This window comes from Mameliella sp. AT18, assembly GCF_028807275.1.
Taxonomy (GTDB): domain Bacteria; phylum Pseudomonadota; class Alphaproteobacteria; order Rhodobacterales; family Rhodobacteraceae; genus Antarctobacter; species Antarctobacter albus.
The window spans coordinates 1-11,865 of record NZ_JARAMO010000213.1 but is presented as its reverse complement, the minus strand read 5'-3'; the positions used below and the strand labels follow the sequence as shown (position 1 = coordinate 11,865).

The following is an 11,865-nucleotide window of genomic DNA, read 5'->3' as shown; positions in this document are numbered from 1 at the left end:
GCATTGTTCAGCCAGCTTTCGGCGGTGACATAGACCCCCGACATGCAGAACCCGACGACGATCCGCAGCACCGTCCAGACCCAGGGATCGGCGGCCAGCGGAAAGGCGATCAGCCCCGCCGACATGAAGCTGCCCAGCGCCGCAAAGACCCGGACATGGCCCACCCGGCGGATCATGCGCGGCGTTAGCTGCGCGCCCGACAGGAACCCCACGAAATACCCCGAGGTGACAATGGCCAGTTCCGCCGCCGAAAACCCCTCGATCCCGCCGCGCAGGCCGATCAGGGTGAAATGCATGCCATTGCCCAGCATGATCAGGACAATGCCGACAAGCAGGGCCCAGACCCCTGAAATCACCGAGTTCATGCGATGTCCTTTCGTGCTGTGCGGGATGGCGGTTCCGCTCCGCGCCGCCTCGCACGCGGCAGGCCGCGCTTCCTGTGCCGCACCGCCGTCTTTCGGCCCGTTTGCGACAAAGCGGGGGCGCCCTCTGGTCCTCGGGCCTCTTGGCCGCTAAACCGGGCGCAAACCCCGCATCTGACAGAAGCGCACATCATGGCCCGACACCTTATCACCTCTGCCATTCCCTACATCAATGGCATCAAGCACCTGGGCAATCTCGTCGGCTCGCAATTGCCCGCCGACCTCTATGCCCGCTACCTGCGCGCCCGCGGACACGAGGTGCTGTATCTCTGTGCGACCGACGAACATGGCACCCCCGCCGAACTGGCCGCCGCAAAGGCGGGCAAGCCGGTGGCCGAATACTGCGCCGAGATGTGGGAAGTGCAGTCAAAGCTGGCCGAGGGCTTCCGGCTGTCGTTCGACCACTTCGGGCGCTCCTCGTCCGAACAGAACCGCAAGCTGACCCAGCATTTCGCCAAGGTGCTGGACGACAACGGGTTGATCCGCGAAGTGTCCGAGACCCAGATGTACTCCAAGGCGGACGGCCGCTTCCTGCCCGACCGCTACATCGAGGGCACCTGCCCCAACTGCGGCTTCGACTCGGCCCGCGGCGACCAGTGCGACAACTGCACGAAACAGCTCGACCCGGTCGACCTCATCAACCCGCATTCGACGATCTCCGGCTCGACCGACCTGGAAATGCGCGAGACGAAACACCTGTATCTGCGCCAATCCGCGATGAAGGACCAGATCGAGGAATGGATCGACACCCGTGTCGGCTGGCCCGTCCTGACCACCTCGATCGCCAAGAAATGGCTGAACGATGGCGACGGGTTGCAGGACCGCGGCATCACCCGTGACCTCGACTGGGGTGTGCCGGTGCAAAAGGGCGACGATCCCTGGCCCGGCATGGAGGGCAAGGTCTTTTACGTCTGGTTCGACGCGCCCATCGAATACATCGCCTGCGGGCAGGAATGGGTCGACGCGGGCAAGGGCGATGACTGGGAACGCTGGTGGCGCACCGACAAGGGCGCCGAGGATGTCCGCTACACCCAGTTCATGGGCAAGGACAACGTTCCCTTCCACACCCTGTCCTTCCCGGTGACGATCCTTGGCAGCGGCGAGCCCTGGAAGCTGGTCGACTACATCAAGTCCTTCAACTACCTGAACTACGACGGCGGCCAGTTCAGCACCTCGCGCGGGCGCGGTGTCTTCATGGATCAGGCGCTGGACATCCTGCCCGCCGACTACTGGCGCTGGTGGCTGCTAAGCCACGTCCCCGAAACCTCGGACAGCGAATTCACCTGGGAAAGCTTCCAGTCCGGCGTGAACAAGGATCTCGCCGACGTGCTGGGCAACTTCGTCAGCCGCGTGACCAAGTTCTGCCGTTCCAAATTTGGCGAAACGGTTCCAGAAGGCGGCACGTGGGGCACACGCGAAGCCCAACTAACCGTCGAACTAGGAGAGCGGATTGCGGCATTTGACACGTATTTGAACGCAATAGAGATACGCAAAGCCTCCGCCGAACTGCGCGCTATTTGGGTGGCAGGAAACGAGTATCTGCAATCGTCTGCTCCCTGGTCCACGATCAAGACCGACCCGGAACAAGCCAAGGCGCAGATCCGTCTGGCACTGAATTTGATCCGTCTGTACGCGGTGCTGTCGGAGCCCTTTATTCCTGACGCGGCCAAATCGATGATGTCCGCAATGAACTGCGACGACTGGACTTGGCCAGTCGCTTTCGATGAGAATTCTCTACAAGTTCTTCGGTCCCTACCTGAAGGCCATTCCTTCAACGTACCCGAGAACCTCTTTTCAAAGATCACCGACGCCGAGCGCGAAGAATGGCAAGAGCGCTTTGCGGGCAAGCGGGACTGACAACAGGGGTCAGGGGCATATCACCAGTTTGCCCCTGACCTCTCCCTGCCCGGTACGCCGCAGCGCTTCGGGCACCGCGTCCAGTGGCAGGACCGCTTCCAGATGCGGCGCGATGCGCCCTTCTACGGCCATGCGCAACACGCGTTCGGTCAGGGCCCGCCCCGAGGGCACCATCAGCATCCCGATGGATTTGCCCGCCAGCCGATAGGCGAAACCGCCAAACACCAGCGACAGCAGCACGCCAACCTCGCCGCCCACGGCGCGGTAGCGCCCGCCCGGCGCCAAGGCCCGCGCAATCCGCCCCGGTCCGCGCGTCGCCACCATGTCAAGAATGCGGTCCCAGCACGCGCCTGTCCCGGCAAAGTCGGCCTCTCCGTAATCCATCGCGGCATCGACACCGAGGGCCTTCAGCCATGCCACCTTGCCCGCGTTGTCCACCACGGTCACATGCGCCCCGGCGGCCTTCGCCAGTTGCAGTGCCATCGTCCCGGATCCGCCACCCGCGCCGTTGATCAGCAACCGTGTCCCCGCGTTCAATCCCTCGGTCCCGGCAACGGCGATTCCCCCGGCCTGCGGAAGGCTGGCGGCGATCACGTCCGACAGCGCCTCCGGCACGGTCACCGCATGGTCCGCTGGCACGCAGACGTATTCGGCGAACCCGCCCCGCGTCATTACGAAATCGCCCGTGACGCGCTGCCCCAGGCCGATCCCCGTCACGCCCTCTCCCAGCGCATCCACCAGTCCGACGATGTCCGATCCCAGCACAGGCTGTTTCGGGCGGAACAGCCCGCCGACCATCCGCGCGTAAAAGGGATTGCCGGTCAGGTATTCCCAGTCGGACAGGTTCACCGCGCAGGCCGACACCTTCAGACGGATCTGACCGGGCACCGGCTCTGGCACCGGCAGATCCGCGATCCGCAACCGCTCCGGCCCGCCGTATACGTCCTGAACAACCGCTCTCATCTGACACGCCTCCATGAGCGTCCGCCTGCAATTGACAGGGCGGACGCCGCTTGCTACCTCGCGCGCCTCATCCAAGAGGACACGTTATGGCACGCAGGCGCAAGGGACGCGACATTTCCGGTTGGCTGATCGTGGACAAGCCCGCGGGCCTGACCTCGACCGCCGTGGTCAACAAGGTCCGCTGGGCGCTGGACGCCAAAAAGGCCGGTCATGCGGGCACGCTCGATCCCGAGGCCACCGGCGTGCTGGCCGTGGCCCTGGGCGAGGCGACCAAGACCGTCCCCTACATCACCGACGCGCTGAAGGCCTACCGCTTTACCGTGCGTTTCGGGCAGGCCACCAACACCGACGACGCCGAGGGCGAGGTGATCGCCACTTCCGAGGCGCGCCCCTCGGATGACGAGATCAAGGAGGCGCTGCACGGTTTCGTCGGAGAGATCATGCAGGTGCCGCCGCAGTTCTCGGCAGTCAAGATCGACGGCGAACGCGCCTACAAGCGCGCCCGCGACGGCGAGGAGATGGAGATCGAGGCCCGGCCGCTCTGGGTCGAGGAACTGGTGCTGACCGACCGCCCCGACCCGGACACCGCCGTTCTGGAAATGACCTGCGGCAAGGGCGGCTACGTTCGTTCCATTGCCCGCGACCTGGGCAAGGTTCTGGGCTGTCACGGCCATGTCGACACCCTGCGCCGCCTCTGGTCCGGCCCCTTCGAGGCCGAGCAGGGCATCACGCTGGACCAGATCGACGCGCTGGCCCGCACGCCGGAACTGGACGCCCACCTGCTGCCCCTGGAGGTCGGGCTGGCCGACCTGCCCGAGCTGAAATGCACCGCCCAGGGGGCTGCGCGCCTGCGCAACGGCAACCCCGGCATGGTGGTGCCGGGCGACGTGGACTACGGCGACGAGGCCTGGGCCAGTTTCGAGGGCAAACCGTTGGCGGTGGGCCGCTTCAAGGCGGGAGAACTGCACCCCAGCCGGGTCTTCAACTTGGCCGACTGACGGGCAAACGCGAACACGCCTTGCGGGGCGGGTTAACGGATCCTTGCCGCTTTGTACAAAACGCTGGAAACGGCGTACAAAACGTACGTTTTGTACAAAACTCAGACGTTCCGGCGCAGCCGCGCCAGCCAGCCTTGCAGGGCCTCCAGCGCCTCGGGTTCGTCGAGGAAGGGGATATGCCCGCGCCCCTTGACCTCTGTCGCGATCATGTCGGGCCGCCGCCGGCGCATCTCGGCAAAACACTCGGGCGTCAGCAGGTCGGAATTCTCGCCACGCATCGCGCACAGCGGCAACCCCTCCAGCGCGTCGAAAAGCGGCCAGAGATCCGGCGCGGGCTGCGCGCCGCCCCCCAGCACCGCGTCGCGTAACTTGGGGTCATAGGTCAGCTCAAGCCCCTGATCCGTCTGGACAAAAAGCCGCTCCGCCTCTTCCATCCAGCGCGCCTCGGAGACGCCGACAAAGCCGGTCATGACCTCGGCGCGCCGCTGCGCCACCTCGGCTAGGGTCTTTTGCGGCGGCTTGTGCCCAAGGTAGCCCTCGATCACCTTCAGCCCCGGCCCGGCGATCTCTGGCCCGATGTCGTTCAGCGCCACGCCCAGCAGTCGGGCCTTCGCCGTCGCCGCCAGCACCATCGCGATCAACCCGCCGCGCGAAGTGCCCAGAATCGCAGCCTTTTCCAGCCCCAGGTGATCCAGAAGCTCCAGCGCATCGCGCCCCTCGACCGGGATCTGGTAGGTGTCATGCGGCGCCCAGTCCGACTGTCCGCGCCCGCGGTAATCCAACCGGATCAGCCGCACGCCTTCCAGGTGCGGGGCGACGAAATCGAAATCGCGCCCGTTCCGCGTCAACCCCGCAAGGCAGAGCAGCGGCAGCCCCTCCCCCTCGTCGCGGTAGAACAGGGAAATCCCGTCGGAGGTCTGGAGTTTCGGCATCACACAAGTTCCGGAATGGTGGTCAGGTCGGTCAGGACGTGTTTCGGCCGGGCCATCAGGCGGTCCATCGGCAGGCCCATGCGGTTCACCCAGGCGGTTTCGAACCCGTAGGCCGCCGCCCCCGCAGCATCCCAACCGTTCGAGGAGGCGAACAGCACCTCTTCGGGCGCGCAGCCGAATTCGGCCCCGACGAGGTCATAGACCACGCGGGCCGGTTTGAAGATGCCCACCTGTTCGACCGACAGCACCGCGTGCAGGAATTCCCCGATACAGGCGCTGTCCACCGCGCCGTCCAGCATGTCGCGGTTGCCATTCGACAGGATCGCCGTGCTCAGCCCCTTGGCCTTCAGCTGCGCCAGCATCTTCGGCACTTCCCGGTAAGCGGGCAGTTCCCAGTAGAGCGCCAGCAGCCGTTCGCGCAGCTCCATGTCATCGAGGCCGGCGCGGTCCATCGCCCAGTCCAGCCCGTCCTTGGTCACTTGCCAGAAGGGAACGTAATCACCTGTCACCGCGCGCAGCCAGCTGTATTCCAGCTGTTTCGCGCGCCAGTCGGCAGCCAGTTGCGGCCAGACCTCTGCCAGGGCCCCGCGACCCGGTTCCTCTGCCGCGACCCGCGCCGCGGCGGCCACGTCGAACAGCGTGCCATAGGCATCGAACACGCAAACCTTGATCGCCATTGACCGCATCCCCCTTTGCAACCGGCGTCACCCTGACACGGGCCGGGACGCTGGAAAACCCCGATCCGAGCGTCTTTTACACGGTTTTGGGCCGTTCTGACCCAAGAAGCCGGTTTGCAAACCTGTGCAGGCGCGCGTAGGCTGTGCCAAATCCGAGCACCCGGGACGGACCCGGCCTCACCCAATCACCCCCTGACAGACAGAGGTTTCCCATGACGCAGGTCAAGACCGGCGACACCGTGCGCATTCATTACACCGGCACGCTCACCGATGGCTCCACCTTCGATTCCAGCCAGGGCCGCGACCCGCTGGAATTCACCGTCGGCTCGGGCCAGATCATTCCCGGTCTCGACAAGGCGATCCCAGGCATGGAAGTGGGCGACAAGAAGACCGTCCAGGTTCCCGCCGAGGACGCCTATGGCGAAACCAACCCCGAGGCGCGCCAGGACGTGCCGCGCGCCGAGATCCCCGACGACATCCCGCTGGACCTCGGCACTCAGCTGCAGGTGCAGGCACAGGGCGGCCAGGTGCTGCCGGTGACCGTCGTCGCCGTGACCGAAGAGGTGGTGACGCTGGACGCCAACCACCCGTTGGCCGGCAAGGACCTGACCTTCGACATCGAGCTGGTCGAGATCGCCTGAGCCTTCAGGAAATCATTGCGCCGGGGGCCTGTCCCCCGGCATTCTGGGCCTGTCGTTTTCAACAGACAGGCCCTTTTCATGTCCGCTTTGCTTCGCGCCCTCGCTGCCCTCACCTGCCTGACCCTCGCCGCCCCTGCCTGGGCGGGCGAATGGACCCGGCTGGACCCCGCGGGGTTCGGCGATTGCAACCTGCGGTTCGACGGGGTGATCGAACCCGGCGACTTGATGCGCGCCACCCAAGAGGACGTGCTGGGCGGTTTCAACGCCCGCATCTGCCTGAACAGTCCCGGCGGCTCGCTGGCGGAGGTGCTGAATTTTCTCAAGGCCGCCAACAGCGACACGGGCGGGTTCTTTTTCGGCACCCGCGTTCGGACAGGCGACGAATGCCTGTCCTCCTGCGCGATCCTCTTTATGTTCGGCCAGGCCTTTGGCGCCAACAGCCCCTACCCCAGCCGCCAGCTGGAACCGGGCGCCCGGCTGGGCTTTCACTCTCCCTTCATCCGCGACGGTGCCAATCCCGCCGCCTCCGACGCCGAGGTCTTTCGCGTGGCCCTGCAGGTCGCCAAGCTGCTGGCCGACAGTTCCTACAAGGCGCTGACCGCCTCCGGCCCGGCACTGCCGCCCGAACTTCTGGCCATTGTCCTGGGCACCCCCTCGGCCGACATGCGCTATGTCGACACGATCGCCGAGGCCAAGCTGATGGACATCGAGCTGACCGAAGACCTGGAATACAGCACCGTCTTTCCCGACACCCGCGCGAGTTTCGACCAGATCTACCGTCGCATCTGCATAAGCACCCACACGCTGACCTACCGCCAGCATTTCGTGCGCGAAGGCTATGACTTTGCCGATCTGGTCGCCCGCACGGCGGACCCGACCTACCAGGGCGCCGATTACGCCATCCATGTCAGGGAGCGCGATCCGGCCCAGGGCAGCAGCCCCGAACGCCGCCGCGCCCTGCTGACCGGGCCAAGCTACAGCGTCCCCGGCTGGTTCAGCGCCGGTGCGCAGCAGTACTGCCGCGTCGACCTATCTGTCGAACCGGCGCCGGGCGGGCTGCGCGTGATCTCCTATTCCGTCGATTTCGGCGCCGCCTTCAGTGCCGACCTCACCCGAATCCCCGAATGGCGGGGCGAGGTGCAGGTGACACGCGGCGGCCTGCGCCCTCTGGACACCCGGTACTGAGCACGCCCCCTTCCGGTCCCCTGCCCCACACGCTAAACCATGCGCCAAAGGGAGGCACGACCCATGCAGATGGCTCAAATCGGCGATCTTCGCCTGCACTACAGCGTCACCGGTCCCGAGGATGGCACGCCCGTCGTCTTTGCGAATTCGCTGGGTACGGATTTCCGGCTCTGGGACGAGGTGCTGCCGCTCCTGCCCGCCGGCCTGCGCATCCTGCGCTATGACAAGCGCGGGCACGGGCTGTCGGATACGCCTTCCGGTCCCTACAGCATGGGCGCGCTCATCACCGACGTGGAACGGCTGATGGATCACACGGGCTTTTCCAACGCGATCTTCGTCGGCCTGTCGATCGGTGGCATGATCGCCCAAGGGCTTGCGGCCAAGCGGCTGGACCTGGTGCGCGCGATGGTCCTGTCGAACACCGCCGCCAAGATCGGCACCCGCGACATGTGGGCCGACCGGATCGCCGCCGTGGAAACCGGCGGGTTGGAGAGCATCACCGGCCCGACGATGGACCGATGGTTCTCGAAACCCTTCCATGCCGCCGAGGAGTTCCCCGGTTGGCGCAACATGTTCCTGCGCACCCCCGCAGAGGGCTGGACCGGCTGTGCCGCCGCCATCGCGGGCACGGATTTCCTGTCGTCGACCAGTGGCTTGCGCCTGCCCACGCTGGCCATCGCCGGGTCCGAGGACGGATCGACGCCGCCCGACCTGGTCTTCGAGACCGCCGACCTGATCCCCGGCGCGCAAAAGGAACTGATCCGCGGGGCAGGCCACCTGCCCTGTGTCGAGAAACCCGGTGAATACGCCGCGCTCCTGACCGCCTTCCTCAAGGCGCAGGGCGCGGCGGGCTGACATGGCGCGTTTTCTGCTGATCCACGGCGCCTCGCACGGGGCCTGGTGCTGGCGCGACGTGGTGCCCGCGCTGGAGGCCCACGGCCACGAGGTCATCGCCATCGACCTGCCGTCACACGGCGACGACGGGACGCCGGTGGGCGAAGTGACGCTCGACCTTTACGCGCAAACCATCATCCGCCACCTGACCGCGCCCACGATCCTGGTCGGGCACTCGATGGCCGGTTTCCCCATCACCCGCGCCGCAGAACTGGCGCCCGGGATGATCGCGCGCCTCGTCTACCTGTGCGCACACACGCCCTGGCCCGGCAAGACCATGTCCGAGATGCGCTTTCTCGGCGCAACGCAGCCGCTGGTTGCCGCCATTCGCGTCTCTGACGATGGGTTGTCGCACAGATTCGACCCGGACATGGCGCCGGGCCTCTTCTACCAGGATTGCCCGCCAGAGACGGTGGACTATGCCCTGCCGCGGCTCACCCCGCAGGCGCAGGCACCCGGCAAGACCGTGGTCGAGCTGACCGCGAATTCGCAGGACAAGCCGCGCAGCTACATCCTCTGCCGCAAGGACGGGGCGATCCCGCCCGACCTGCAGGAAAAGCTTGCCGCCCGTTTCGCGCCCGGCGAGGTCTACGAACTGGACAGCGGCCATTCGCCCTTCTTCTCCATGCCCGGACGGCTGGCCGACCTGCTCGACCGAATCGCCGCCAAGACCCCCTGACAGGACAGCCCATGCCCGCAACGCCCTTTGACAGCGCCCACCTGCACCGCCTCTTTCCCACCGGGGACACGGCGCGGCTGTTTTCCGACAGCGCCGAGATCCGCGCCATGATGCTGGTAGAGGCAGCGCTTGCGCAGGCGCAGGCGGCACAGGGCGTCATCCCCGAAACCGCCGCCGCCGCGATCCAGCGGGCCAGCCTGGAATGCCAGATCGACCCGGCCCAGCTGGCCGAGGCCACGGGCCAGAACGGCGTCACGACCCCCGCTTTCGTCGCCGCCTTTCGCCAGGCGATGAGCGCGCCAGAACATGCGCAATACCTGCACTGGGGCGCCACCTCGCAGGACATCCAGGACACGGGGCTGATGCTGCGCCTGCGCCAGGCCCTTGCCCAGCAAGAGGACCGTCTGCGCGCCACTCTGACCGCGCTGGCCCGGCTGGCACGCGATCACGCCGAAACCCCGATGGCCGCGCGCACCTATGGTCAGCACGCCACGCCCACTAGCTTTGGCGCGCAGGCCGCCGCCTGGGGCTGGCCCCTGATCGAGGCGCTGGAGGCCCTGCCGACCCTGCGGGCCCAGGCCCTGCGCGTCTCGCTGTCCGGTGCAGCCGGCACCGCCTCGGCCCTTGGTCCCGATCCGGCAGCCCTGCGCGCGGAAATGGCGGAAAAGCTGGGCCTGGCCGACCCCGGCCACAGCTGGCACAGCGACCGCACCTCGATACTGACCATCGCCGACTGGTTCACCCGCACCGCGCTTGCATTCGGCAAACTGGGAGAGGACCTGGTGCTGGCCACGCAAAGCGGCATCGCCGAGGTCCGCCTTGGCGGCTCTGGCGCCTCGTCGACCATGCCGCAGAAACAGAACCCCGTGGCGCCTTCGGCCCTGGTCGCGCTGGCACGCCACGCGCAGGGGCTGAACGCCACGCTGCAGGGGGCGGCCCTGCACCGGCAACAACGCGACGGCGCGGCATGGTTCACCGAATGGCTGTGCCTGCCGCAACTGGTGCTCTCCGCCGCCGCCGCCGCGACGCAGGCACAATCGCTGGCAGAAAGCCTCACCCCGGATGCAGAGGCCATGAAGGCGACCCTGGACGCCACCGGCGGGCTTCTCATGGCAGAGGCGCTGTCCTTTGCCCTGGCGCGGACCATGCCCCGGCCAGAAGCACAAGCCGCCTCCAAGGTGCTGTGCACGCAGGCACGCGACAGCGGTCAGCCGCTGGAACAGATCGCCCGCGCCGCGCACCCCGACCTGTCTGCAGACCTGTTCGACCCCGTCCACCAGATGGGCACCGCACCGGACGAGGCCCGCGCCTTTGCCGCCAGAGTCACCAGCCTGGCAAGCTGACCCGACCTGCCGTCACGTCACGCAATGCAAGCGACACCACCAATGTCGCTTTCGGAACAGCCGCCCGCTTGTCTGCCCGCGCACCCTGCCCGGAAGACACCGGGGAGGAACCCATGACACGCATCCGCGCGGCGGTCTGCACCGCCTTCGACGCGCCCCTGCAGATCGAAGAGCTCGACCTCCGCGCCCCCGGCGCCGGAGAGATCGAGGTCACGCTGGAGGCCGTCGCCATCTGCCATTCCGACATTTCCTATGCCACCGGCGCCTGGGGCGGCGCACTTCCGGCGGTCTACGGCCATGAGGCGGCGGGCCGCGTCACTGCCCTGGGCGAGGGCATCAGCGGCTTGCAGACCGGCGATCGTGTCGTCGTCACGCTGATCCGCGCTTGCGGCACCTGCCCCACCTGTGCTTCGGGCCGCCCGACCATCTGTATCGGCGACCGTGATACCACGCCCGTCCTCACACGGCCCGACGGCACAGAGGTCATGTCGGCCATGTTCTGCGGCGCCTTTGCCGAAAAGGTCGTCGTCGATCAAAGCCAGGTTGTTGTCCTGCCCGACGACATGCCCCCCGAGGCCGTCTGCTTGCTGGCCTGCGGCGTGATCACCGGCATCGGCGCGGTCATCAACGCCGGCAAGATGCGCCCGGGCGACGACGTGGTGGTGATTGGCGCGGGCGGCGTGGGCCTGAACGCGATACAGGGCGCGCATATCGGCGGCGCCCGCCGTATCGTCGCCGTGGACATGAGCGAGGAAAAGCTGGACATCGCCCGCGCCTTCGGCGCCACAGACGGGATCCTTGCCACGCTGGACGCGCCCTGGGAGGCAGCCCACACAGCCCTTGGCCGGGGCGCCGACGTGGTCGCCGTGACCGTGGGCGCGATCCCCGCCTATGAACAGGCCATGCGCTACCTCGGCTGGGGCGGACGCATGGTGATGATCGGAATGCCGCATTCCGGCGCGATGGCCACCTATGAACCCGTCGTGCCCGCCTTCATGGGCCAGGAAATGATTGGCTCGAAAATGGGCGACGTGGTGATCCAGCGCGACATTCCCTGGATGGCGGACCTCTACCGGCAAGGACGGCTGAAACTCGACGAGCTGGTGTCGGGCCGCTGGCGTCTCGACCAGATCAACGAGGCCATCGCCGACACGATGACGGGCGGCGCCCGCCGCAACGTCATCCTCTTCGACAGCCATTGACCCCGGCGCCACGCCCGCTGTTTCTTTGGGCTGAAAATACTCTCGGGGGAGTCGACCAAAGGGAGACGGGGG

Annotated in this window: 11 protein-coding genes and 1 pseudogene; 8 read left to right on the top strand and 4 right to left on the bottom strand. The window is 66.8% G+C overall.

Translation table 11 applies throughout. From position 1 onward, the window contains the following. A pseudogene (locus tag PVW46_RS18790) lies at positions 1-365 on the bottom strand (MFS transporter); the annotation flags it as partial. Between the two features lie 189 nt (positions 366-554). Between PVW46_RS18790 and metG the strand changes: the two are divergent. Continuing rightward, entirely contained in the window at positions 555-2,279 is a 1,725-nt protein-coding gene (gene metG, locus PVW46_RS18785; RefSeq protein WP_069208759.1) for a methionine--tRNA ligase, read from the top strand. 9 nt (positions 2,280-2,288) lie between these two features. Here metG and PVW46_RS18780 read toward each other — a convergent pair whose 3' ends face one another. After that, a complete protein-coding gene (locus PVW46_RS18780) occupies positions 2,289-3,242 on the bottom strand; it encodes a quinone oxidoreductase family protein (RefSeq protein WP_069208758.1) in 954 nt (317 codons plus the stop codon). Between the two features lie 86 nt (positions 3,243-3,328). Here PVW46_RS18780 and truB point away from each other — a divergent pair, with 86 nt between their 5' ends. Then, positions 3,329-4,240 carry a tRNA pseudouridine(55) synthase TruB gene (gene truB / locus PVW46_RS18775; RefSeq protein ID WP_069208757.1) on the top strand — a complete coding sequence of 304 codons (912 nt, stop codon included), beginning with the start codon at positions 3,329-3,331 and terminating at the stop codon, positions 4,238-4,240. A gap of 101 nt (positions 4,241-4,341) precedes the next feature. Here truB and PVW46_RS18770 read toward each other — a convergent pair whose 3' ends face one another. After that, positions 4,342-5,172: an alpha/beta fold hydrolase gene (locus PVW46_RS18770; RefSeq protein ID WP_069208756.1), complete on the bottom strand. Its 831-nt coding sequence runs from the start codon at positions 5,170-5,172 to the stop codon at positions 4,342-4,344. Then, positions 5,172-5,849, bottom strand: coding sequence for a haloacid dehalogenase type II (locus PVW46_RS18765; RefSeq protein WP_069208755.1), 678 nt, complete (start codon positions 5,847-5,849; stop codon positions 5,172-5,174). The genes PVW46_RS18770 and PVW46_RS18765 overlap by 1 nt, the downstream gene beginning before the upstream one ends. 212 nt (positions 5,850-6,061) lie before the next feature. Here PVW46_RS18765 and PVW46_RS18760 point away from each other — a divergent pair, with 212 nt between their 5' ends. The 6 genes from PVW46_RS18760 to PVW46_RS18735 all read left to right on the top strand — a co-directional run bounded on the left by PVW46_RS18760 (position 6,062) and on the right by PVW46_RS18735 (position 11,793). Next, positions 6,062-6,490 (top strand): FKBP-type peptidyl-prolyl cis-trans isomerase, encoded by a 429-nt coding sequence (locus tag PVW46_RS18760; protein ID WP_043141858.1) that lies wholly within the window; start codon positions 6,062-6,064, stop codon positions 6,488-6,490. Positions 6,491-6,568: 78 nt separating this feature from the next. Next, entirely contained in the window at positions 6,569-7,675 is a 1,107-nt protein-coding gene (locus PVW46_RS18755; RefSeq protein ID WP_069208754.1) for a hypothetical protein, read from the top strand. A 63-nt stretch (positions 7,676-7,738) separates the two neighbouring features. After that, positions 7,739-8,530: a 3-oxoadipate enol-lactonase gene (gene pcaD / locus PVW46_RS18750; RefSeq protein WP_069208753.1), complete on the top strand. Its 792-nt coding sequence runs from the start codon at positions 7,739-7,741 to the stop codon at positions 8,528-8,530. A gap of 1 nt (position 8,531) precedes the next feature. Continuing rightward, positions 8,532-9,248 (top strand): alpha/beta fold hydrolase, encoded by a 717-nt coding sequence (locus PVW46_RS18745; RefSeq protein WP_069208752.1) that lies wholly within the window; start codon positions 8,532-8,534, stop codon positions 9,246-9,248. A gap of 11 nt (positions 9,249-9,259) precedes the next feature. Continuing rightward, positions 9,260-10,591, top strand: coding sequence for a lyase family protein (locus PVW46_RS18740; RefSeq protein ID WP_274577129.1), 1,332 nt, complete (start codon positions 9,260-9,262; stop codon positions 10,589-10,591). A gap of 113 nt (positions 10,592-10,704) precedes the next feature. Beyond that, on the top strand, positions 10,705-11,793 hold the full coding sequence (locus PVW46_RS18735; RefSeq protein ID WP_069208750.1) for an alcohol dehydrogenase catalytic domain-containing protein: 1,089 nt from the start codon (positions 10,705-10,707) through the stop codon (positions 11,791-11,793). The last annotated feature ends 72 nt before the right edge of the window (positions 11,794-11,865 follow it).